Origin of the sequence: Sphingopyxis sp. (assembly GCF_016704835.1) — a bacterium.
Lineage (GTDB): Bacteria > Pseudomonadota > Alphaproteobacteria > Sphingomonadales > Sphingomonadaceae > Sphingopyxis.
Map to the genome: position 1 here is coordinate 1,366,684 of NZ_JADIZJ010000001.1, position 23,022 is coordinate 1,389,705.

Below are 23,022 nucleotides of genomic sequence, written 5' to 3' on the forward strand. Positions count from 1 at the left end.
TGAAAGTCCTTTGCTACGATCCCGTGGGGGATGGGCCGCGCGGGTTTCAGCGGATATTCGGAAATATCCCCCGCAGCGAAGTCGCGGCGCGCCTAGCAACGATTTTGCTGCAATGCAAGGCGGGGGTGGGGTGAATCCGAGTCCGTCCCCAAAGCCGTTTGCCCTGAGCTTGTCGAAGGGCCACTCTTTCTCCAAAAGGCGCGCAAGCTGGGCTGCGCTTCGACAAGCTCAGCGCGAACGGAAGAGGGGTAAAGCCTGTGGGCGAGATGATCCGGATGACGATGGACGATGGCGCCGAAATTGCGGTCTATTATGTCCAGCCGACGGGCGAGCGGCGCGGCGGGCTGGTGCTGGTGCAGGAAATTTTCGGGGTCACCGACCATATTCGCGAGCTGTGCGACGAATATGCCGCTGACGGCTATGAGGTGATGTCGCCGGCGCTGTTCGACCGCGAGCATCCGGGGTTCGAGAGCGATTATTCGGGGCCGCAGTTCAAGCTTGCGGTGCAGCTGGCGCGCGAGCTGCACCCGTTCGAGCTGAGCCTGAAGGATGCGCAGACGTGTATCGACGCGCTGAAGGAGAAGGGTCCGGTATTCATCACCGGCTTTTGTTACGGCGGCTCGGTTGCGTGGCGGATGGCGCAGATCAGCCCCGATGTCGCCGCGGCGAGCGCCTATTATGGCAGCCTGGTGCCGACAATGTTCAAGGACGAGGCGCCGCGCAGCGCCGCAATCGCCCATTTCGGCCGCTTCGATGGCGGCATCCCCATGGAAGGGGTCGAGGCGCTGATCGCGCAGGAGCATCCGACCGCGCAGATCTTCATCTATGAGGCGGGGCATGGTTTCAACAGCGACCGCCGCAAGGATTATCACGAACCGAGCGCCGAGCTGGCGCGCGACAGAACCTTGATGCTGTTCAAGGCTTGCGGGGGGTGAGCTTCGCCAAGCTTGGCCTGTTCTTCCTCGTTCTCGTCGCGGCGGCGGCGCTGCTCTACACCCAGCAGCGACGGCTGATCTTTCCCGCGCCCGCACAATATCCGCAGGCGCCCCCGCCGGGTTTCCGACTTGTCCACCCGCAGACAAACGACGGGCTGCGGCTCGCTGCCTTCTACCGCGCCGCGCAGCCGGATCGGCGCATCATCCTTTTCTTTCACGGCAATGGCGACAATCTGCTGGGCGCGATCGAGGCGACGCGCGGGTTCGCGGCGACCGGCAACGGGCTGCTGCTCGTCGAATATCGAGGCTATGGCGGCAACCCGGGGTCGCCGGGGGAGGCTGGGCTGTACCGCGATGGCAACGCGGCGATGCGCTGGCTTGCAGCAGAGGGCGTTGCGGTGCGGGACATCATCGTCGTTGGCAATTCGATCGGATCGGGTCCGGCGACCGAAATGGCGTGGCGCCACGACGTTGCGGCGCTGATCCTCGTTTCAGGATTTTCCAGCCTGCCCGACGTAGTGGGTGAACAGCTGCCGCTGGCTCCGCGCTGGCTGGTGCGCGACCGGTTTGACAATATAGGCAAGCTGGCGCGGGTAAAGGCGCCGGTTTTCCTGATGCACGGCGACGCCGATACGCTGGTGAAGCCCATCAATTTGGCGCGGTTGCGGCGCGCTCGACCCGATGCGACGGTGGCCTTGGTCGCGGGCGTTGGGCATGAGCTGGCCTATACCGCCGCGGCGCAGGCGGTCCTCACGGGCTGGGTCTCCGAGCTACCCTGATCGGGCTCTAACCCTCTTGCAACCTCTTTGCGCGATGATTGCGTTTGAGGAGAGCAGGATGTCGATCGCTTTTGCCCTAATGCTGATGTCTGGAACCACATTTGACCTCGATCCGGCATACAAGCCGGTGCGCGACCAGCTGGCCCCCGCGCGGGCGGGCCAGATCCAGTGCCACGAGCCCGACACTGCAGCGCGCACCTGCCGGATCATGACCTGGCTCAGCGCGGGCGTCGATGGCCGGGTGCAGGTGCGCCAACTCACCGCGCTCAGCGACAGCCCGGCGCTAGCCGCCGAGCTGCGGATGACGGTGACGCGCGAGGGCGATGCAATCTGCGGGGTCGTCAACGACGCCTATATGGCAGGGTTTCGCATCGTTGGCAGCCGTGCCCCGCATGCGCCAATCAGCGACAAGCGCTACACGATCCTTTACCGCGATACGCTCGTCGGGGCGCTGTGGAACCGCAAGACCTGCGCCTATGCCTATGCACGGCCCGACAATGCGATGCAGATTGAGGTCGGCACCGTCGACGGCGAATTCGCCGGCGAGATGATGAGCCAATATATCTGGATCAGCCCCGGCGCGGGCTATCGGCTCAAGGCGCGGCCGCCGGTTTGACCGCAGCCGCACTGCCCGCCGCGGGCTGGCAGCGATAGACCAAGCGTTCGTTCGGGCTGGCGGGCAGCGCGCTGCGGATCGCGTCCTGTTGCGCCGCGAGGCCGGCGAGCGCGTCGGGATTGGCGGTGCAACCCTTGACCGTCACCCCGGCGCGGATTTCGCGCGCCTTGGTCATTGCCTCGGCGTCGAGCAGATAGCGGTCGACGCGATAATCGCGCCCCGTCGAATCGATCGACGCGACAGTGACCGTCGCTTCCTCGTTCGGAACCAGGATGCGCTGCCAGCGGTCGTCGGCGCCCTGGGTATATTGGGTGCGGTCGTTGACGCAGCCGCCAGCGCCGATTGTCACCGGGACGTCGGTGGTCGCCGACACGGTGATGCGGCTGCGGTCGGTGCGGATCGTGCAGAGGAAATTGCCCTTGGCAAGCTCGGGCGCGGATGCGGCGGGGGTTGGCGCACTCTCGGCCGCACTCTCGGCGTGCGCGTCGGGGCGGGTCACGAACAGCACCGCGGCGCTTAGCATCAGCACCGCGCCCGCGCCGCCCGCGATCTTGGCGTTGCGCATATTCTGCTGGCTGTAAAAAAGCAGCCCCGCCCCCGCTGCCAGCGCGCCGATCACGAACAATACCCCGGCGAGCGCGATGCGGTTCTCGCGCGATGCCAGCGCTTCCTCTTCGGCGCGCGCCTGTTTCAGGTCGCGGTCGAGCTGCGCGGCGGCGTCCTTCGCGGCATTGGCCTCGGCGCTGGCGCGCGATTCGGCATCCATGGCGGCGCGGTCGCGCGCGTCGGCTTCGGCGAGCGACAGGCAGGGGGTGCCAACGCTGGCATATTGCTGGTTCGCGTCGGTCAGAAACCGCGTCAACTCGCGCCCCGCGATTGCGAATGCAAAAGGGCGAATCGCCATCGTCGGCGCGGGTGATCGCGGTGTTGATGCCGGTGATGCGGCCGCACTGATCGACCAGTGGTCCGCCCGAGTTGCCGCGCGAAATCTTGGCGGTGTGGATCAGCATTGCCACGCCGTCGACCGCCTGGGTGTTCGACAGATTGCCTTCGCTGCGCGTCGGGGTGCGCGGGACGATATAGTCATTGGCGCTGCGCGCGGTCGCGAGGTCGACATTGCCTGGATAACCGAGCGCGACGATATCGGCGCCCGATTCGAGCGGACCGGTATAGATGGCGGCGGCGGGCAGCCGCGCCTCGGTGATTTCGATCAGCGCCAGATCGCGCGCGGTGTCGATTGCGATCAGTTTCGCGGCATAGCTTTTTTGCCCTTCCGACGGGACAACGCCGAGCGCGACATTGTTCGGATATTTGACGGCCGATTCGACGACATGCGCGTTGGTAACGATGCGCGTCGGCGAAATCGCGATGCCGCTGCCATGGCCGAAACCGACCACTTCGCCGTCGACCAACGCAACGGTGACAACGCGCACAACGCTGCGCGACGCGGCGCTGATGTCGTCGGCGGCGTGCGCGGGCGAGATGAGGGCAAAAAATGCGAGGAGCAGGGGCAGCAGGCGGGTCATGGCGCGGAACCTAACCGCTCGGGCTGCGAAGGCAAGCGGGCTAGATGTACGGCCCCCACATCATCATCCACGCCCCGCCGCTGCCTGCGAGGATGATGACGCCGCAAACCACCAGCAGCGCCGCGACGCCTTTGCGCGCCGCTGGCGTGCCGCTGGCGCCGGTTCGCAGGTAGAGTTCGGCGATCGCGAGGGGGAGCAGCGAATTGGCGAAGGCGAGGAAGAGGTCGAACGGCCCGTCCATCGCCTCGCCGATCCCGGCGCCGCCGGTCGCGAGGCCCCACGCCATATAGCCGACGCGCATGAACCATACCGCGCTGGCGACCGCGAACAGACGGATCGCCCACCGGCGGTGATCGACGAACTGGCGATGGCGGGCGGCCTGCCATGCGAGCGCGGCGAAACCGACGATCAGGATCGCGTCGAGGGTGATGCCGATTGCGCCGCCCAGCGCCAGCCAAGTGCCGCGCCCCCACGTCATCCACAAGCCCCCGAGCGCCAAGGTCAGCGCGCTCACCACATAGAGCCGTCCGTTCCAGCGGTGCAGCGCGGGCGAGTAGGTGCGGATCGCGGGGACCAGCTGGATCAGCCCGCCAAAGGTGATCGCCGCCGCCATCAGGACGTGGACCGCAAAGAAGATATTGCCCGCGGTGTCGCCCGCCACATAGCCGGTGATGATCGGCTTGTCGTTCCAGCCCGCAAAATTGCCGCTCAGCGTGCGCGTATAATAATAGAGCAGGATGAACGCGACGAACAGCAACTGCCCTGCCGCGATGGTCAGATAACAGAAGGTCGCGGCGCGGCCGAGCCAGTCGGTGCGGCGGGCGGGCCTTGCTGCGGTGATCGATGCGTCGGTGGCGGCCAAGGCTCAACTCCCCATTTCCAACGGTCTTCATGCGCCGCGCCACTAGGTGGGTCAATGATATAATACAGTAACACACCTATGAACGCAGGTTTGAACGCAAGCATCGGGACGCGGTCCGACGGGCGCCGTGGCATTGGGGTTCGACAATCAGAAAGGACGATGTGATGACCTATTCGATTCGCGGGCTCGGCCCCGAACGCTTTGCGCCGCTCTTCGCGCTCGATGACGCCGATCTTGCGGCGATGAACGCGCGCCGCGTGACGGCGACGAGCGATCGCGGTTTTCCGTGCCGGATCAGTCTGGAGGATGCCAAGGCTGGCGAGGAACTGATCCTGCTCCACTATGTCAGCCATGATGTCGAAACGCCGTACCGCAGCGCTTATGCCATTTACGTCCGGCCGGAGGTCGATGCGGCAAGCTACCGCGACGAATTGCCGCCGGTGTTCGCGGAGCGACCGATCGCGCTGCGCGCCTTCGATACCGCGGGCATGCTGCAGACCGCACGGCTTGCGGGGCCGGGCGAGGCCGATGGCGCCATCCGCGACCTGTTCGCCGATGCGGGCATAGCCTATATCGATGCGCACAACGCCGCGCATGGCTGCTTCGCCGCGCGGATTGAAAGAGATGTGCTGTGAGCCGCGACCTGATGACCGATGACGAGCGCTGGGCCGCCGCGATCCGCCGCGACAAGGCGTATGACGGACGGTTTATCACCGGAGTGCTGACGACGGGCATCTATTGCCGGCCGAGCTGCGCCGCGCGCCACCCGTTGCGCGAAAATGTTCGCTTCTTCGCCGACGGCGCGGCGGCGCGCGGCGCGGGCCTGCGCCCGTGCAAGCGTTGCCTGCCCGACGATGTTGCGCGCGACGAGGGCGCCGTGCTTGCGGCGATCCAGGCGATCAAGGCGAGCGAGGAACCGCTCGCGCTCGCCGATCTCGCGGGCCGGACCGGCTATTCACCGACGCATTTCCAGCGCGTCTTCACCCGCCATACCGGCTTGTCGCCCGCCGCGTACGCCCGCGCGCTGCGCGAGGAGCGCGCGCGGCAGGCGCTGAGCGAGGGCAATCGGGTGACCGACGCGATCTATGACGCGGGCTTTTCGGGGCCGTCGCGTTTCTATGACAATATGGAGGGACGAATGGGCATGACGGCATCGGCGTGGGTCAATGGCGGGAAGGGTGCAACGATCCACTGGGCGGTCGTGCCGACCAGCCTTGGCGATATGCTGGTTGCCGCGACCGACAAGGGTGTGTGCCGCCTGTCGTTTGCCGAAGGGCGCGAGGCGCTCAAAGACCGGTTTCCCGCGGCCGAGCTGGTCGCGGGCGGCGAAGAATTTGCGGCGTTGCTGAAAGACGTCATCGCCGCGGTCGAGGCGCCGACGCAGGGCTTCGACCATATTCCGCTCGACGTGAAGGGCACCGCCTTTCAGGAGGCGGTGTGGCGCGAACTTCGGAAAATTCCCGCGGGTGAGACGCGCAGCTATGCCGATATTGCAGCGGCGGTCGGCAAGCCCAAGGCGGTGCGCGCGGCGGGCAGCGCCAACGGCGCCAACAATGTCGCGGTGCTGATCCCCTGCCACCGGGTGGTGCGAAGCGACGGATCGCTTGGTGGCTATGCTTACGGCCTGCCGATAAAGGAAGAATTGCTCAAGCGGGAGAGTATTTGATGTCCGACAAGATTGCTGAATTTCGCGCGCTACATGCCCCGGGCGATCCGCTGATCCTCGTCAACATCTGGGATGCGGGGAGCGCCATAGCCGTCGCCGCGGCGGGCGCCAAAGCAATCGCGACGGGCAGCTTCGGCGTCGCGGGTGCGCAGGGCCGCGCCGATGGCGAGGATTTTCCGCTCGAGGATGTGTTCGAAAATCTGGCGCGCATCCTGGCGGTCACCGACCTGCCCGTCACCATTGACATGGAATCAGGCTATGGCGCCGATCCGGAGGCGGTCGGGGCGTCGGTCGCCCGCGCGAAGGACGCAGGTGCGGCGGGGATCAATATGGAGGACCGGTTGCCCGGCCAGTCGGATCTGCTGCCCGTTGCCGTAGCCGTCGCGCGTTTCCGTGCCGCGAGCGACACCGGCATCTTCGTCAACGCTCGCTGCGACACGTTTCGCGGCGCCGATGTTGCGCACGATGGTGACGCGCTCGTCGCCGCGACGCTTGAACGCGCGCGCGCCTATGCCGACGCGGGGGCAGGGTCGCTATTCGTCCCCTTCCTGCTCGATCCCAAATGCATCGCCGCGATCTGTGACGCCTCGCCGCTGCCGGTGAATATCCTGCGCGGCAAGGACGGACCGACGCACAAGGAACTGGCGAACCTCGGCGTCGCGCGGATCAGTCATGGGCATCAGCCGTGGGCGGCGGCGATGGCGTGGCTGACGGCACAGGCCGAACAGGTTCTGGGCGGCGCGGAACCTGATTATTGACGGTCACTCGGCGCGCAGCCCTTTGCCGTCGCGCGCGTCCTTCGCCTTCTTGAATATTTCGGCCATCTTGGTGCGGGCTTCGTCCAGATTTTTCGCGTCGATCGCGGCGATGACGGGCTGCAGCGGGTTTTCCTCGTCGCTGCTGTGCGACCCGAAGGCGATGGGTGCCAGCACGCTGCGCGCGATATCGCCCTTTTTCTCGTCGAGCAGCTGGCGACCAAGCAGCAGACGGTAGGTGGCGTCGTAGGCGGCGTTGGGGAAGACCTCTTCCAGCGCTATGATCGCCGGTTCGGGCACCGCATCGCCCGCATCATAGAAGGATTGATAATAAGCGATCGCCGGGCGCGGGTCATAGGTGTCGAGACGCCGTGCCTTCACCAGATGCGGCCGCGCCGCGGCATAGGCAGACTTGTCCTTCTCGCCGCGGCCCATCGCCACCATGGCCTTCCAATAATGCGCGAGCGGCGATTGGGCGTCGATAGAGATTGCGCGATCCGCGGCGGCGTCGGCGGCGTCGAAATTCTGGGCGTCGATCTCGGCCTCGGCTAGCGCCAGCTGGGCGAACAGGCTGTCGGGATATGGCGCCGCCTTGGCCCGCACGTCGCTTGCCACGTCCTTCGCCTGCGACCGCGTGACGCCGCGTAGCGATCGCATATGCGCTTGCATCACCGCCTCTTCGGCGGCGGTCATCCGGCGCATCGTGACCGTCGGGTCGACATAATTGGCCGGTTTGATGTCGTAACCGAGGAACGGGCCGCTCTTATATCGACGCACCTCGCGTTGCAATGCGTCGAGGTCGCCGAAAGCATTTTTGGCGGCAGCGAGCGAATCCTCGCCGCGATTGACCGCCGACAAATAGGTTTGGATTTGCCCCTTCCGCGCCGGGTGGAAATTGAGATAATGCGCGAGCAGCCAGCCAAAGCTGTAGGACTGATAATATTCGAGCCCGTTCAGCTTAACCGTGGTGTCCAGCAGCCGCGTCAGCTTGGTGTCCGACAGCTGTTTGAGCATCTCGCCGCGATGCTGCGGTACGTCACCGACGTGAAAACTGCCGTCGGGATTGAACCGGATCGTGCTGTATAACTCAGCGAAGCCCTCGGTGTACCAGTGCGGATAGGCGGTGCTGAAATTGGTCAGCATGAAATGATGGGTATATTCATGAAACAGCGTCGAGCGGATGTCGAGTTGTGGTCCGCTGGAGTCGATGCCGCGCGACAGCGAGCGTTTCTCGCGCGCCGGCACGAAAGAGGTCGGATTGCCCGCCCGCCCGAAATAAATGCCGCCGATCCCGGCGCCCGATGCGTTGAGGATATAGCCGAGCCGGTCGGTGTCCCCGGTGCGATACACTTTCAGCCGGTTGGCGTCGCCGACGTCGGGGCCGGGGACCGGCATATTCTGCATCGTGCGCAGCGCATTGTCGAAGCGTTCCAGATCACGCGCAAAGCCTTCGGCATCTTCGCGCTTGGTTTCGGAATAGATGATGAAATGGCTGGTACGCGCCTCCCACCATTCGGCGCGCGAAGTCGTGGCGGTCAACGCCATGGCCAATGTCATCATCGTGGCAATAACCCGCGTGGCAATTTTCGGCGTCACTGCAAATCCTTCTTTTTCGCGGTCGGCCAACTATCGAGCCGACAGTTGCTGCTTCAGTCCTGGGTGGCGACGTCGGCGTCGGTCGTCGACCTGTCCTCGCCGCGCTTGCGCATCGCTTCGATCTGGTCGAGCAAATTCTGCCCGCTACCGCGATCATGCGGATCGAACGCGATCGTCTTGGCCAAGTTTGTCGCCGCGTCGAAATCGCCGGTATTGGCCAGCGCAAAGGCGTGGTTCATGCGAATGGTGACATTTTCAGGTTCCAGCGAGAACGCCTGCGCCAGCCCCTGCAACGCGATCGTCGGCGGTTGCTTGCCTTGATCGACATAGGATTGGAAAAATTCGAACAAGGGCAGCGGGTCGTCGGGGTTGGTGCGGTTGGCTAGCGCAATCGGTTTGCGCACCGCGCGCCAGGATGCTTCGCTATAATCGCCTTTCTTGTCCATTTCTGAGGCGAGTAATCGTCCTAGCAAGACATTCGCGCGGACATGGTCGGACTTCAATGTCAGCGCCTTATCGACCGCGGCGCGCGTTGCCGGCACGCTGCGATGTTCGTCGCCCTTGTCCCATTCGGCCGCCGCCAGTTCGTACCAGACGCCGGGGTCTCCCGGATGGACCGTTGTCAGCTCCTGCAGATCCGCGGCGATCGTGGCCAGACGCTCTGGCTCGCCGCTAGAACTCAGTCGCGCCAGTCGCAGCGGCATGAACGCATCTTCGGCCGCCGAGAGCGGTGATATGCTGATTTCCCCTTCGACAACCATCGCCTTGTGCAGCAGCGTGTAGTTGAGACGCCGGTTGAGATATGCGTTGAGATCCTTGTCGAGCTTTGCGAGGTCGCCGAAGGCGGCCGGCGCGGCCTTCGCCGGATCGTCGCCGCGGTTGATCGCCTGCATATAGGCGAGCAATTGCCCCGCGCGCGCCGGATCCGAATATAGCATGTGGGTGAGCAGCCAGGCGCGCCCGTAATAGGCGTCCTGCTGCGCGCTGTCCTTCATCGCGGTCGGGCGCTCGGACAAAAGCCGTTCAGCGGGAATCTTCGGCAAGGCGATCAGGCCATAGGCGCGGCTATAGACCGGCATGCCGACCGCTGGTCGGCCATCCTTTTCGAAATCGACCGTCGACAGATATTCGGCGAACCCTTCGATGAACCAGGCCGGAAACGCAGCCGGCATGTACCGCTTCATGAAATGATGGCTATATTCGTGAAACAAGATTTGTTGCGAGGCGGGGGTGCCGCGCCCATTCCCGCCGTCGTTCTCGCGGTTCGATACGGCAAAGCTGCCGTCGGTTGTGACGCTGTAGAATCCGGCGGTACCCGGGCCCAGCCGTCCGCCCGACAGCCGGTTCACGTCGACGCCGCGCGGCAGCAGATAAATGGTCAGTCGATTAGGTTCGAAGCCACCCGGCACATTAAAGCGATGGCGCAGCGTTGCGTCGAAAAGCTGGAGGTTTTCGGCAAAGCGGCGCAGCGATTTTTCGTCGCCTTCGCTGTAAATGATGAAATTGTTGGTGTCGGCGCGCAGCCAGCGCGCGGCGGCAGGTTGGGCCGTGCAGCACAAAGACAGCGCGATCGCCGCCAACACCCGCCTCACCATGCCCAATTTCATGCGACCCCCCGGACTTCATGTTCCCCGTCATGCTGCCAAGCCGCAACCGGTGTGTAAAGTCTTGTGCGGTCAGACGAAACTATAGGGATCAATGTCGATCGCGAGCCGCGACTTCGATGGCCAGTCGATGCTGGCGACCCAGTCGCGGATCGTCCCCTGCAGGTCAAAACTGCGCGGGGCGTGAAGCAGCAGGCGAAAGCGGTGGCGGCCGCGCAGCATCGCGAGCGGGGCGGGGGCGGGGCCATAGACCGCGAGCCCTTCGGCCACCGGCGCCTTCGCCCCCAGCCGCTGCGCGACGCCGCGCGCGACCTCGATGTCTTCGGACGAAATGACGAGCGCGGCAAAGCGGCCGTAGGGCGGCGCGCCCGCATGTTTGCGCGCCGCGGCCTCGGCGGCGTAAAAGCCATCGCGGTCGTTGGCCACGAGCGCGGCCATCACGGGGGCGCCGGGCACGCGCGTCTGGATCAGCACCTCGCCGGGCTTTACCCCGCGCCCCGCGCGGCCCGCGACCTGCGCGATCTGCTGGAATGTGCGCTCTGACGCGCGGAGGTCGCCGCCGTCGAGCCCCAAGTCGGCGTCGACGACGCCAACAAGGGTGAGATTGGGGAAATGATAACCCTTGGTGACGAGCTGCGTCCCGATGATGATGTCGACCAGCCCGCCCTCGACATTGTCAACGAATTCGGCTGCCTTGGCGGGCGACCACAATGTGTCAGAGGTGACGATCGCGACGCGCGCCTCGGGAAAGCGCTGCGCAATCTCGTCGGCGACGCGCTCCACGCCCGGGCCGCACGCGACTAGGCTATCCTCATCCTCGCATTCGGGGCAAAGCCGCGGCGGCGGCATGACATGGCCGCAATGGTGGCAGGCGAGGCGGTGGACGAGGCGGTGCTCGACCATCCACGCGGTGCAGTTCGGGCACTGGATGCGGTGGCCGCAGGTGCGGCACAAAGTCAGCGGCGCAAAGCCGCGGCGGTTGAGGAACAACAGGCTCTGCTCGCCTTTTGCAAGGCGGTCGGCGAGCGCAGCGACCAGCGGCGGCGCAAGCCATCGGCCGCGGTCGGGCGGGTCGCTGCGCATGTCGATCGCGGTGAGATCGGGCAGGGTCGCGCCGCCGAAGCGTGCCGGAAGGACGATGTGGCGATAGCGTCCCGCCTCGACCATCGCGAGGCTTTCGAGCGCAGGTGTCGCGCTCGCCAGCACCACCGGCAGCCCCTCGAAATGCCCGCGCATCACCGCGACATCGCGCGCGTGATAATGGACGCCGTCCTCCTGCTTAAAGCTCGTTTCATGCGCTTCGTCGACGACGATCACGCCGAGCCGGGCGTAGGGCAGGAACAAGGCCGAGCGGGCGCCGACGATGATCTTCGCCTCGCCGCTGGCGATAGCGTGCCAGGCGCGGCGGCGTTCGGTCGAACGCAGCCCGCTATGCCATGCGACGGGTTCACAGCCGAAGCGCGCGGCGAAGCGCGTCAGCATCGGTTCGGTCAGCGCGATTTCGGGCAGCAGAACGAGCGCCTGCTTGCCCGCGTCGATCGCGGCGGCGATCGCTTCCATGTAGACTTCGGTCTTGCCCGACCCGGTGACCCCGTCGAGCAGCAGCGTCTCGAATTTCTCGGCGGCGACGGCATCGGTCAGCTGCGCGGCGGCGGCGAGCTGTTCGTCCGACAGGTCGGGGGCGGCGAAGGCGGGATCAGGGTGGGGGTAGGGTGCGTCGGCGGATACGGTCACGGCCTCGAGCGCCCCGGTATTCACGAGCCCGCGGATCACCGCGTCGCTGACCTCGGCGAGCGCGGCAAGCTCGCGCACCATCCCCTGCCGGTCGCCGATCTTTTCGATGGCGACCGTGCGCTGCGGAGTCATGCGGGCGGGCAATTCTCCGGTGGCGCGATATTCGACGATGGGGCGCTTCGCGTCGGCAAACGCAACCCCGGGCAACACCATGCGCAGCACCGAGCCCGGCGGGGCGAGATAATAGTCGCTGGTCCATTCGACCAGACGGCGCAGCGGCGCCGCGATCGGCGGGACGGCGACGACTTCGTAAAGATTGCGCAGGCGATTGTCGCCGACCGCCTCGGGCGCGCCAAAGCTCGCATCCTCCCACACCACGCCGCCCATCCGCCGCGGCCCGAGCGGGGCAATGACGACGCTCCCGAGCGGCGCATCGCTGCACTGCGGGACACGATAGTCGAGCGGGCCGAGGGCGGCGGTGAGCAGGAGAACGCGGGCGCGGGTCATGGGTGGGGGAGGATATAGGTTGCGCGGTGAAATAGGAAAGCGCTGAGGATGGTTCCTGCCCCAACGCCCTTCGCCATCGGGGACTTGATCCTGCATCCATTGCCGCACGCGTCGCATGGGCCCCGGATCACGTCCGGGGTGACGAGGGTGTCAAGCTTTGGCCAACGTCGCCTTCTTCACCACCTGCTTCGCCGGTTTCGGCCGGCGAAACCAGAACGTCCACACCGTCAGGCTCCCCAGTAACGCCAGCACCAGCCCCGACGCGGACATCAGCAGGCGATAGGGCAGCCCGCCTACCTTGGCCGCGTGGAGCGGATAGGCCATGTTGAACGCCTGCGCCCCGGCGGGCATCGCCAGCGCGTCGCGTGCGCCCAGCATTTTGCCGGTCTCGGCATCGAACCACAAGGTCGAGCGCCCGTTGGGCAGCCACTCGCCGGGCTGTTTCATGCGCAGGCTGATCGGGTCGCCGGGCTTGCGCGGTTTGCTGAGGATGCGGAACTCGGCATCGGGAAAACGCGCCCGCGCGGTGGTCAGCATTGCGGTCCAGTCGGGATCGGCGGCGAGTAGGCCGCCCTTATATTTTGGCGGTTCGAGCGCCTTGGCAGTCTCGGCAACCGGGCCGAACGGCGCGACGATAATCGCGGCAAAGGGGCGAAAGATCATCATCGTTCCGCTGACGACCGACAGCAGCAGTAATGGCGCGACGACGATGCCAAGGTCGCGGTGCTGCGTGACGATCGCGGAGCGGGTCATCCGCTTTGGCCACAGCCGCAGCTTGAAAGTCTTGCGGGTACGCCACCACAGGATCACCCCCGAGATGACAAAGAACAGCCCGGCCAGTCCCGCGATCCCGATGACCCATTCGCCGGTGTCGCCGGTGAACAGATGGTGGTGGAAATCGAACAGCCAGATTTCCGGGCGCTCCCACTGACTCGCCCAACGCGTGACGATCCCGCCCGACTGGTTCGCATAGAGCCCAGCGCCCTCCTCGAACCGCATCTGGTGCAGCCCGAGGCGCTTGCTGGCATAGATGATCCCTTGCGGATCGCCGGGCATCGCCATCAGCTTTTCGGTCGTCGCCGCAACGGTGGCGAGGTCGGTGATCTGCGCATCGCCCGCGTGCGGCAAGCCGATCCACGCTTCCTTATGAACGAGGATCGCGCCCGACAGGCCGAGCAGCGCGAGCACGAGGCCAATCAGCCCCCCGGTCCAGCGGTGCAGTGTGTCGAGCAGCTTCATCATCAGAACCGGTAATCCCACCCCAGCGTGAAGGTGCGCCCGCGGCCGGCGAAATAGGACAGCTGGTCGGTCGGCAGCCGGGTGTCGCTCGAATAATCGATATATTGTTTGTTGAAGAGATTCTGCACCGACAGGCTGATGCCGCCGATCCCGGTCTGGTACCGCACATGGGCATCGGTCAGGGTGTAGCCGCCGAAATCATTGTCGCTGAGCTTCAGCGGGTGCAGCGGGTTGGCATCGTCGGCGGCGCGCGCCTTGCTGTCGAAGCGGCGCTTGAAATAGACCTGTGTCTGGACGCGTGCAGAAAACGGGCCGCTGTTGTAGCTCGCCGCGAGGTTCAGGCGATCGGGCGAAATGTTGGTGCCGTCGAGGTCGCTGTCGACCTTGCCGTCCGGCACCGCGTCGCTGTCGAAGCGGCCGATCAGATGCGCATAGCCGACATTGAGCTTGAGTCCGTCGATCGGGGTCTGGACGCCGAGATTCAGCTCGAGCCCCTGAATTTCCACGCGCAGCCGCTGGACGTCAAAGGTGCGGTCGGGGCGCGCGATCAGCAACTGACCCTTGTCGCTCGACGACCAGAAATAAGAGGCGCTGGCGTCGAGCGGGCCGCGCTTGACCTCGAAACCGATCTCGCGGTTGTTCGAAACGATCGGCGAGATGTCGAGGAAGGTGTCGATGTCGACCCCAGGGGTGCCGATGGCGCGGGTGATGCGCCCAACGTCGGGGACGGTGAAGCCCTCGGCATAGCTCGCGTAAGCGCGGATGCCGTCGATCGGCTCGATGATGACGCCGCCGTTGAGTAGCACATCGTCAAAGGTTGGTGACCCACCCGCGACCGACACCCCGCCGCGCGGCGTTGTGGTCGTCGCCAGCGTGGTGTAATCGTCGATCGTGATCTTCACATTTTCATAGCGCGCGCCGCCCGCGACGCGGATCAGCCCGTCGAACAGCTTCAGGTTGGCCTGCGCAAAGGGCGCGAGGCTGCGGAAATCGGTCGGCGGCACCCAGGTCCGACCGGTCGCGATCAGCCGCTGTTCGGTGGTGTCCCACAAGGCGTCGAAGCCCAATGTCAGCGTCAGATCGTCGAAGCCAGGGAGGCCGCGCTCGTAGCTCAGCTTGCCGCCGAATTTGCGGCTACGGTTCTGCGACTGGTCGAACAGCGTCCCGATCGGCGCGATGCGGATGTCCTGGAACGCCGCCTGCGTCGCGATTTCGCCGCCAAAGGTGTCGCGGCTGCGGTTGAAGAAGATCTGGCTGACCAGATTGCCGCCGCTGAGGTCGGTGTCGGTCAGCGATAGCGCGACGCTTTCGGTGCGGTTCTGCGCCGACTTGCCGGGCGGGTTGCCGCGCCCCGCGCTGGTCGGGATACCGAGCGCGCGGCTGCCGGCAATCGCAACATAGTCGCCGTCGCCCTTGAGCTCGAAGCGGCTCGCGATCAGGTCGATGCGCGCGCTCGGCGACAATTGGTAGCCAAAGCGCCCGAACAGCGAGAGGGTTTTCGAATCCTGCGTCTCGCCTTGCGTCAGGTTGAGTCCGATCGGGCGGCCCTTCGCGTCCGAAAAGACGCCGCGGATTTCATAGGCGGCGCCCACCGTCGCGTCGAACGCGCCGGCCTTGTACTGGATCAGCCCCGCGAGCTTGCCGCCCATCCCCGCCTCGGAAAGATCATTGTCGGCGGTGCCCTGCAACAATGTGCGGCCGCTGATGCCTTCCTCGGTCGGCGCGCCGACGGTGACCTGGTTGACGATGCCGCCGGTGCCGCCGATGCCCTGCAACGCGTTCGAGCCAAAGATCAGCTCGACACGGTCGACGAAAAAGCCGTCGATGGTGAAACCGTCGCGGCTGCCGTCGCGCAGCGGGGTCGATTGCGGGATGCCGTTGATCGCATAGAGCGGCGAACGTCCGCGCAGCGTCTCGCCCGCGCCCGACAATTTCTGCCGCGTCGGCGAAAAGCTGGGGGTCAGAGTGGCGACCGCGTCTGTGACCGATCCCGCGAGCGCGACCTGCTGGTCGAGCGCCTCTTTGCCGATGATGTCGATCGTCAGCGGCAGCGCGCTTGGCGGCAGGATCGTGCGCGCGGCGGTGACGATGATCGTGTCGTCGCTCGCCGTTGAATCGCCGTCGGCCTGCGCGAAGGCGGGGGCGGACAGCGCGGTGGAAGCCAGCGCGGCGACGAGCAATTTGCGAATCATTCTTAACTCCTGTTCGGATCGCCGCTAATGCGAGCGATTTGCATATGCAAGAACATTCTCCCCCCTTTTGACCGGCGTGTGGCCCGGCGATTTCCGTTGCGACGTTCAAGTAACGACAAGCCCCTCCACTTCAGAGGAAGGGGGGCGAGGCTTGCGAACTTATTCGTTAGTTGCAGCGAGCTGGTGATCGAGGCTGGGCGTGATAACGAGGCGGCCACTCCGCTCGACGAAAGTCCCGGCTGCGCCGGACCAAGTCTCAGCGACCCTCTTCTAAAGAGGAGGGGATAGACCACGCCTGCCGACGCCTGGAAAAGTCGTCGCGAGCCCTGAGGGGTGACGGCGCACCCCAAACCGCGCTATCGTCCCGGCAATGCGGGAAAAGGAACTGCGCTTCGCCCTGATTTGCTACGGCGGCATCAGCCTCGCCGTCTATATGCATGGCATCACCAAGGAGGTGTGGCGCCTCGCCGCCGCGTCGCGCGCTTTTCATGATGGGACGACATTGCCCGGTTCAGGCGCGGTCTATCGCGACCTGCTGACCCAAATCGCGGCGCGCAGCAATGTCCGGCTGCGCGTCCTCGCCGACATTGTTGCGGGCGCCAGCGCGGGCGGGATCAACGGCATTTTTTTAGCGCGGGCGCTCGCGACGGGGCAATCGCTCGACCCGCTCACCGACCTGTGGCTTGACAGTGCCGACGCCGACCAGCTGATCGATCCCGACGCGCGCCCTTTGTCAGCGGCGACCAAATTCTGGGCGGTGCCGATCGCCGGGTGGATGATGAAAAAGCGCGGGAACGTCATCGACCGCACCGTCGGGCATGACGCGCAGGACGAGGTGCGCGCCAAGCTGTCGCGCTTCGTGCGCGCGCGCTGGTTCGAGCCGCCGTTCGGCGGCGAGACCTTCGCGAACCTGCTGCTCGATGCGTTCGACGCGATGGAAAAGGGACCGCGCGGGCCGGTGCTGGTGCCCGATGGCCAGCCGGTCGACCTGTTCGTGTCGGTCACCGATTTTGCGGGGCATAGCGTCCCGCTGGCGCTTAACAGTCCGCCGCGGGTCACCGAGGACGAACACCGGCTGATGCTGCATTTTCGCGAGGATAGCCGCACGGGAGCACGGCTCGACGATGTTCCTGGCCTTGTCGCCGCAGCGCGTGCGACTGCGAGCTTTCCGGGCGCCTTTCCGCCCTTCACGCTGCGCGAACTCGACCGGGTGCTGAGCAAGCGGGAGATCGACTGGCCAAACCGTGACAGCTTCATCCGCACCCAGCTGCCCGCCACCGCGGAAGGCGATCCCGCCGACCGAGTGCTGATCGACGGCTCGGTGCTCGCCAATGCGCCGTTCCGCCCTGCGATTGCGGCGCTGAAACAGCGTCCGGCACGACGCGAGATCGACCGACGCTTCGTCTATATCGACCCCAAGCCCGATTATCGCTCGATCAGTTTTGGCAAACCGGCGGCGGCGGGCGAGGCGCAGCTTCCCGGCTTCCTGCCGACGATCCTCGGCGCGCTGTCTGAAATCCCTCGCGAACAGCCGATCCGCGAAAATGTCGAGGCGATCGAGGGCATGTCGCGCCGCATCCGCCGCATGCAGCATATCGTCGACGCGATGAAGGTTGAGGTCGAGGAACAGGTCGCGGCGCTGTTCGGCACCACCTTCTTCCTAGACACGCCGACGGTCGCGCGGCTGGAAAAATGGCGCGCCAAGGCGCAGGATCAGGCAGCGGCGCGCGCGGGCTTTGCCTATGCGCCGTACGGGCACCTCAAACTGTCGGCGGTGATTGAGGAACTTGCCAGCCTGATCGACCGGCTGTTGCCGCCCGAGGGCGCGGTGCATCAGGCGAACCGGCGCCTTGCCTTGTGGGACGAGGCGCGGGCGCGCGGGCTCGACCGGATTTCGGGCAAGAAGGGGGCGGGGGCGAGCGGCGATGCAATCGCCTTTTTCCGTACCCATGATCTCGGTTTCCGTATCCGCCGCCTGCGCTTTCTGGCGCGCGAGCTCGACACCGCGGTCGAGGCGACGCGCGATGGCCGCGATCCGGTGTGCGAGGACATGCGCGAGGCGATCTTTACCGCGCTCGGCCTTTATCTCGATCGTCAGGGCGATGCGTGGCTTGCGGGTCTCGACCTGCCCGCCGATGCAGGGCCGGGCCACTGGATCGATGCGGTTGCGGCGCGGCGTGATTTGACCGCGATCGACGGTCAGGCCGATGCGTTGATCGCCGCTGCGCTGGCGGCGATGCCGAAGGACGACCGCCGCACCCTGCTCCTCGCATATCTCGGCTATCCCTTTTACGACATTGCGACGCTGCCGCTGCTGCAGGGCGAGGGGTTCGACGAATATGACCCGATCAAGATCGACCGCATTTCGCCGTCGGATGCGACCGCGATCCGTTCAGGCGGCGCGGCGGCGATGCTCAAGGGGATCGAGTTCAACAGCTTCGGGGCTTTTTTCAGCCGTGCCTATCGCGAGAATGACTATTTATGGGGCCGCCTACATGGCGCCGACCGGCTGATCGACATCGTCGCGAGCAGTGTGGGTGGAGAAAAGGGGCTGTCGGCGGAAGAGCTCAAGGCGCTGAAGCGCAGCGCGTTTTATGCGATATTGGATGAGGAGGAGGGGCGATTGCCGAAGGTTGCGGGGCTGATCGCGGAGCTCAGGGGGGAGATTGGGGCGACATAATCCTCGCCATTGCGAGCGAAGCGAAACAATCCAGAGCGGTTCACGCCCACTCTGGATTGCCGCGTCGCTTCACTCCTCGCAATGACGAGGTGAAATATTCAGTGGCTATGGCTTTCCCCGCCATGCGCATTATCGCCGCCCTTGGCGCCCATCACATCCTTCGACCGGTCGGGCTGCACGCCGCGCGGATGGCCTTTCTGGCTGTTGAACACCGCCGCGACGAAGGCATCGCCTGAAATAAAGGCTTTCGGCACTTCGTATTTCGCCGCGAGCTTCATTGCTTGTACCTGTTCCAGCGTCTTGCCCGCCGCCTTGGCGCTTTCGACGGAGGCAATCACATCTGCAAGCATCGCGCGGTAGGCGGCGAGGTCGGCCTTGGTAGCGAGCGGCCCATGCCCGGGGATGATCACGCTCTTGTCGTTCGCCAGCGCCAGCACCTTGTCGGCGGCAGCGAGCAGGCCATAGGCCGAGCCACCGCTTTCGAGGTCGATGAAGGGCAGGGTGACCTTGTTGAAGAACAGGTCGCCCATGTGAAAGACGTTCGCGCCCTGCCATTGAAGGATCGAATCGCCGTCGGTGTGGGCGTGCGGCGCGTGCATGACGCGCAGCGTGTCGCCATTGAGATACAGTGAAATACCGTCGTGATAGGTCAGGATCGGCAGCGCCTCCTTCGCAGCGGGGGGCACCGCTTCGCCGCGCAATATCTGGCCCGCCGCCATGCGTTCGCGGACATGGTCGTGTGCCATGATCATCGCGCCCGCCTTGCCGAAATTCTCGTTCCCGCCACTATGGTCGCCGTGCCAGTGGGTGTTGATCAGCCATTTGACCGGCTTCGCGCCCAGCGCTGCCACCGCGGCTTCGAGCTTGGGGGTCAGCGGTGCGAACTGGTCGTCAACCAGCACCGTGCCATCGGCGCCGTGGCTGACCGCGACATTGCCGCCGGCACCGAACAGCACCGCAATGCCGGGGGTGACGACCTCGGTCTTGATTTCGACTTTTGAGACATCCTGCGCGAGCGCGGGAACCGGGGCGAGGAGCAGGGCGGAGGCGAGCAGGGCGGTGCGGATCATGATGGGCCTTTCGCTTGGGAAGTCAGGCGACCTGTCTAGCCGTCCTGCCGTCCCGTGCAACGGCCTCAGTCGGTCAGATCGTCCCACATATCCTTGATCCGCCCGAAAAAACCTTGGCTCGCTGGACATTCGTCGCCGGTCTCGGTCTCGCGAAATTCGGCGAGCAGTTCCTTCTGGCGAGCGCTGAGCTTCGTGGGGGTTTCGACATCGACCTGCACCACCAGATCGCCGTGGCCGCGGCCGTTGAGCACCGGCATGCCGGCACCGCGCTGGCGCAACTGCTTGCCCGACTGGATACCCGCAGGAATGTTGATGTCGTGCCTGGCGCCGTCGAGGCCGGGGATGCTGATCTCGCCGCCGAGCGCCGCGGTGGTGAAGCTGATCGGGGCGCGGGTGAACAGCGTCGTGCCTTCGCGTTCGAACACCTTGTGCCGCGCCATATGGAGGAAAATATAGAGGTCGCCCGGCGCTGCGCCGCGCGCGCCGCTCTCGCCCTCGCCCGACAGGCGGATGCGCGTTCCTTCATCGACCCCGGCGGGGATATTGACGGTCAGCGTCTTGCGCCGGTCGACGCGGCCCTCGCCATGGCATGAATTGCACGGATCGGCGATGACCTCGCCCGCGCCCTGACAGGTCGGGCAGGTGCGCTCGACCATGAAGAAACCCTGTTGCGCGCGCACCTTTCCATGCCCGGCGCAGGTCGCGCAGCGGCTGGTCTGGGTGCCGGGCTTGGCGCCCGATCCGTCGCAGGCATCGCAGCGCGCCGCGACATCGACCTGAATCTCGCGCGTGATCCCGCTGAAGGCGTCCTCCAGCCGGATTTCCATGTCGTAGCGCAGGTCGGCACCGCGCGCGGGACCGCGTTGCTGCCGCCCGCCGCCAAACGCCGAACCGAAGATCGATTCGAAAATATCGCCGATGTCGCCGAAATCGGCTCCAGCCCCGCCGCCGCCGCCCCGCACGCCGTCTTTGCCAAAGCGGTCATAGGCGGCGCGTTTTTGCGGATCGCGCAGGCAATCATAGGCCTCGCTGATCGCCTTGAAACGCGATTCGCTGTCGTGGCACCCCGGATTCTTGTCAGGGTGATATTTCATCGCGAGCTTGCGGTAGCTCGCTTTCAGCGTCGCATCGTCAGCGGTACGTTCGCATTCGAGCAGTTCGTAATAATCGATGTCGAGTGACATAGGTCGTCGGCCCCCTCCGGCCTGCCGGATCCGTGAGCCACGGACCCGGCAGGGGAGTTCTTATTTCTTGTCGTCTTCGACTTCGGAGAACTCGGCGTCGACGACATCTTCATCGGCCTTGGTCTCGCCAGCATCGTCGGCGCCGGGGGATGCGGCGGCCTGCTGTTCCTTCTCGTAGATCGCCTGACCCAGCTTCATCGCGACCTGCGCGAGTGCCTGCGACTTTTCGGTCATAGCGGCAGGTTCGCCGCCCTCGACCGCGGTCTTGGCTTCGGCAACTGCTGCTTCGATCTCGGCCTTCAGCGCCGCGTCGACCTTGTCGCCATGCTCGACGAGCTGGCGCTCGGTCGAGTGGATCAGGCTTTCGGCATTGTTCTTCGCCTCGGCCGCTTCGCGGCGTACCTTATCTTCTTCGGCGAACTGCTCGGCGTCCTTGACCATCTGGTCGATGTCCGCATCGCTAAGGCCGCCGCTAGCCTGGATCTTGATCTGCTGCTCCTTGCCGGTGCCCTTGTCCTTGGCGTGGACCGACACGATGCCGTTGGCGTCGATGTCGAAGGTCACTTCGATCTGCGGCACGCCGCGCGGGGCGGGCGGAATGCCGACGAGGTCGAACTGGCCAAGGATCTTGTTGTCCTGCGCCATTTCGCGCTCGCCCTGGAACACGCGGATCGTCACCGCCGACTGATTGTCGTCAGCTGTGGAATAGACCTGCGACTTCTTGGTCGGGATCGTCGTGTTGCGGTCGATCATCTTGGTCATGATGCCGCCGAGCGTCTCGATGCCGAGGCTCAACGGGGTGACGTCGAGCAGCAGCACGTCCTTGACGTCGCCCTGCAGCACGCCCGCTTGGATCGCGGCGCCAATCGCCACGACTTCATCGGGGTTCACGCCGGTGTGCGGTTCCTTGCCGAAGAAATCCTTCACGACTTCGCGCACGCGCGGCATGCGGGTCATGCCGCCGACGAGCACGACTTCGTCGATCGCGCTCGCTGAAATGCCAGCGTCCTTGATCGCCTTCTTGCAGGGTTCCAGCGTGCGCTTGACCAACTCTTCGACCAGCTTTTCGAGGTCCGAACGCGTGATCGTCTTGACCAGATGCTTCGGCCCGTTGGCGTCGGCGGTGATGAAGGGCAGGTTGACCTCGGTCGTCGCGGCCGATGACAGTTCGATCTTTGCCTTTTCGGCGGCTTCCTTCAGACGCTGGAGCGCGAGCTTGTCGCCGCGCAGGTCGATGCCTTCGTCTTTCTTGAATGTGTCGGCGAGAAACTCGACGATCTTCGAGTCGAAATCTTCACCGCCCAGGAAGGTGTCGCCGTTGGTCGACTTCACTTCGAACACGCCGTCGCCCACCTCGAGGATCGAAATGTCGAAGGTACCGCCGCCAAGGTCATAGACCGCGATAGTCTTGTTCTCGGTCTTGTCGAGGCCATAAGCGAGCGCTGCCGCGGTCGGCTCGTTGATGATACGCAGCACTTCGAGGCCCGCGATCTTGCCCGCGTCCTTGGTCGCTTGGCGCTGGGCGTCGTTGAAGTAAGCGGGAACGGTGATCACCGCTTGCGTCACGGTTTCGCCCAGATAGGCTCTCGGCGGTTTCCTTCATCTTCTGCAGGATGAAGGCCGAAATCTGCGACGGCGAATAATCCTCGCCGCCTGCCTTGACCCATGCATCGCCGTTGGTGCCTTTGACGATCGTGTAGGGGACCAGCTCGGTGTCCTTCTTGGTGATCGGGTCGTCGAAACGGCGGCCGATCAGGCGCTTCACCGCGAACACGGTGTTTTCGGGGTTGGTGACCGCCTGGCGCTTCGCCGGCTGGCCGATCAGGCGCTCGCCATCCTTCGCAAAGGCGACGATCGACGGCGTCGTCCGCGTGCCTTCGACATTTTCGATAACCTTGGGCTTGCCGCCTTCCATCACCGCGACACAGCTGTTCGTGGTGCCCAGATCGATCCCGATCACTTTTGCCATGTGTTACTCGTCCTTGTTGCTTCTGTGACGCCCTGAAAAGGCGCGTCGGTCGTGGGTCCCATTCGGGGTTTCAGGCCGCGATATAGGTGCGCTTATCCTTGGCACAAG

16 protein-coding genes and 2 pseudogenes are annotated in these 23,022 nt (G+C 65.1%); 7 read left to right on the top strand and 11 right to left on the bottom strand.

Translation table 11 applies throughout. From position 1 onward, the window contains the following. The first annotated feature begins 266 nt into the window (after positions 1-266). The 3 genes from IPF76_RS06795 to IPF76_RS06805 are packed head-to-tail and all read left to right on the top strand — an operon-like array spanning position 267 to position 2,330. A complete protein-coding gene (locus tag IPF76_RS06795) occupies positions 267-935 on the top strand; it encodes a dienelactone hydrolase family protein (RefSeq protein WP_293841983.1) in 669 nt (222 codons plus the stop codon). Then, positions 932-1,714 (top strand): alpha/beta hydrolase, encoded by a 783-nt coding sequence (locus tag IPF76_RS06800; protein WP_293841317.1) that lies wholly within the window; start codon positions 932-934, stop codon positions 1,712-1,714. Before IPF76_RS06795 ends, IPF76_RS06800 begins: the two co-directional genes overlap by 4 nt. 58 nt (positions 1,715-1,772) lie before the next feature. Beyond that, positions 1,773-2,330: a hypothetical protein gene (locus tag IPF76_RS06805; RefSeq protein WP_293841320.1), complete on the top strand. Its 558-nt coding sequence runs from the start codon at positions 1,773-1,775 to the stop codon at positions 2,328-2,330. On the opposite strand, the gene IPF76_RS06810 is transcribed toward IPF76_RS06805, so the two are convergent. The 3 genes and pseudogenes from IPF76_RS06810 to IPF76_RS06820 all read right to left on the bottom strand — a co-directional run bounded on the left by IPF76_RS06810 (position 2,308) and on the right by IPF76_RS06820 (position 4,718). Then, positions 2,308-3,192, bottom strand: coding sequence for a hypothetical protein (locus IPF76_RS06810; RefSeq protein ID WP_293841323.1), 885 nt, complete (start codon positions 3,190-3,192; stop codon positions 2,308-2,310). The two genes, IPF76_RS06805 and IPF76_RS06810, sit on opposite strands and share 23 nt — an antisense overlap. Before the next feature lie 97 nt (positions 3,193-3,289). Next, positions 3,290-3,856: pseudogene (locus tag IPF76_RS06815) on the bottom strand (serine protease); the annotation flags it as partial. Between the two features lie 40 nt (positions 3,857-3,896). After that, positions 3,897-4,718: a DUF2306 domain-containing protein gene (locus tag IPF76_RS06820; RefSeq protein ID WP_293841326.1), complete on the bottom strand. Its 822-nt coding sequence runs from the start codon at positions 4,716-4,718 to the stop codon at positions 3,897-3,899. 164 nt (positions 4,719-4,882) lie between these two features. On the opposite strand from IPF76_RS06820, the gene IPF76_RS06825 reads away from it, so the two are divergent. From IPF76_RS06825 to IPF76_RS06835, 3 genes are read left to right on the top strand one after another with little or no spacing between them, the layout of a single operon-like run. After that, on the top strand, positions 4,883-5,353 hold the full coding sequence (locus IPF76_RS06825; RefSeq protein ID WP_293841329.1) for a DUF1203 domain-containing protein: 471 nt from the start codon (positions 4,883-4,885) through the stop codon (positions 5,351-5,353). Positions 5,354-5,364: 11 nt separating this feature from the next. Continuing rightward, entirely contained in the window at positions 5,365-6,384 is a 1,020-nt protein-coding gene (gene ada, locus IPF76_RS06830; protein WP_293841986.1) for a bifunctional DNA-binding transcriptional regulator/O6-methylguanine-DNA methyltransferase Ada, read from the top strand. Further along, positions 6,384-7,142 carry an isocitrate lyase/phosphoenolpyruvate mutase family protein gene (locus IPF76_RS06835; RefSeq protein WP_293841332.1) on the top strand — a complete coding sequence of 253 codons (759 nt, stop codon included), beginning with the start codon at positions 6,384-6,386 and terminating at the stop codon, positions 7,140-7,142. Before ada ends, IPF76_RS06835 begins: the two co-directional genes overlap by 1 nt. Before the next feature lie 3 nt (positions 7,143-7,145). Here the strand turns inward: IPF76_RS06835 and IPF76_RS06840 are convergent, their stop codons facing one another. The 5 genes from IPF76_RS06840 to IPF76_RS06860 form a co-directional block, all read right to left on the bottom strand. Further along, entirely contained in the window at positions 7,146-8,735 is a 1,590-nt protein-coding gene (locus tag IPF76_RS06840; RefSeq protein WP_293841335.1) for a hypothetical protein, read from the bottom strand. A gap of 53 nt (positions 8,736-8,788) precedes the next feature. Continuing rightward, positions 8,789-10,342: a hypothetical protein gene (locus IPF76_RS06845; RefSeq protein WP_293841338.1), complete on the bottom strand. Its 1,554-nt coding sequence runs from the start codon at positions 10,340-10,342 to the stop codon at positions 8,789-8,791. A 69-nt stretch (positions 10,343-10,411) separates the two neighbouring features. Beyond that, positions 10,412-12,580, bottom strand: coding sequence for a primosomal protein N' (locus IPF76_RS06850; protein WP_293841341.1), 2,169 nt, complete (start codon positions 12,578-12,580; stop codon positions 10,412-10,414). 150 nt (positions 12,581-12,730) lie between these two features. Further along, a complete protein-coding gene (locus tag IPF76_RS06855) occupies positions 12,731-13,819 on the bottom strand; it encodes a PepSY-associated TM helix domain-containing protein (RefSeq protein ID WP_293841988.1) in 1,089 nt (362 codons plus the stop codon). 2 nt (positions 13,820-13,821) lie between these two features. Further along, entirely contained in the window at positions 13,822-16,011 is a 2,190-nt protein-coding gene (locus IPF76_RS06860; RefSeq protein WP_293841344.1) for a TonB-dependent receptor, read from the bottom strand. Between the two features lie 370 nt (positions 16,012-16,381). Here IPF76_RS06860 and IPF76_RS06865 point away from each other — a divergent pair, with 370 nt between their 5' ends. After that, positions 16,382-18,691, top strand: a complete 2,310-nt coding sequence (locus IPF76_RS06865) for a patatin-like protein (RefSeq protein ID WP_293841347.1) — start codon at positions 16,382-16,384, stop codon at positions 18,689-18,691. 98 nt (positions 18,692-18,789) lie between these two features. On the opposite strand, the gene IPF76_RS06870 is transcribed toward IPF76_RS06865, so the two are convergent. The 3 genes and pseudogenes from IPF76_RS06870 to dnaK all read right to left on the bottom strand — a co-directional run bounded on the left by IPF76_RS06870 (position 18,790) and on the right by dnaK (position 22,914). Then, a complete protein-coding gene (locus tag IPF76_RS06870) occupies positions 18,790-19,761 on the bottom strand; it encodes an MBL fold metallo-hydrolase (protein WP_293841350.1) in 972 nt (323 codons plus the stop codon). A 65-nt stretch (positions 19,762-19,826) separates the two neighbouring features. Next, positions 19,827-20,945, bottom strand: coding sequence for a molecular chaperone DnaJ (gene dnaJ / locus IPF76_RS06875; protein ID WP_293841353.1), 1,119 nt, complete (start codon positions 20,943-20,945; stop codon positions 19,827-19,829). A 60-nt stretch (positions 20,946-21,005) separates the two neighbouring features. Beyond that, positions 21,006-22,914: pseudogene (dnaK, locus tag IPF76_RS06880) on the bottom strand (molecular chaperone DnaK). Between the last annotated feature and the right edge of the window lie 108 nt (positions 22,915-23,022).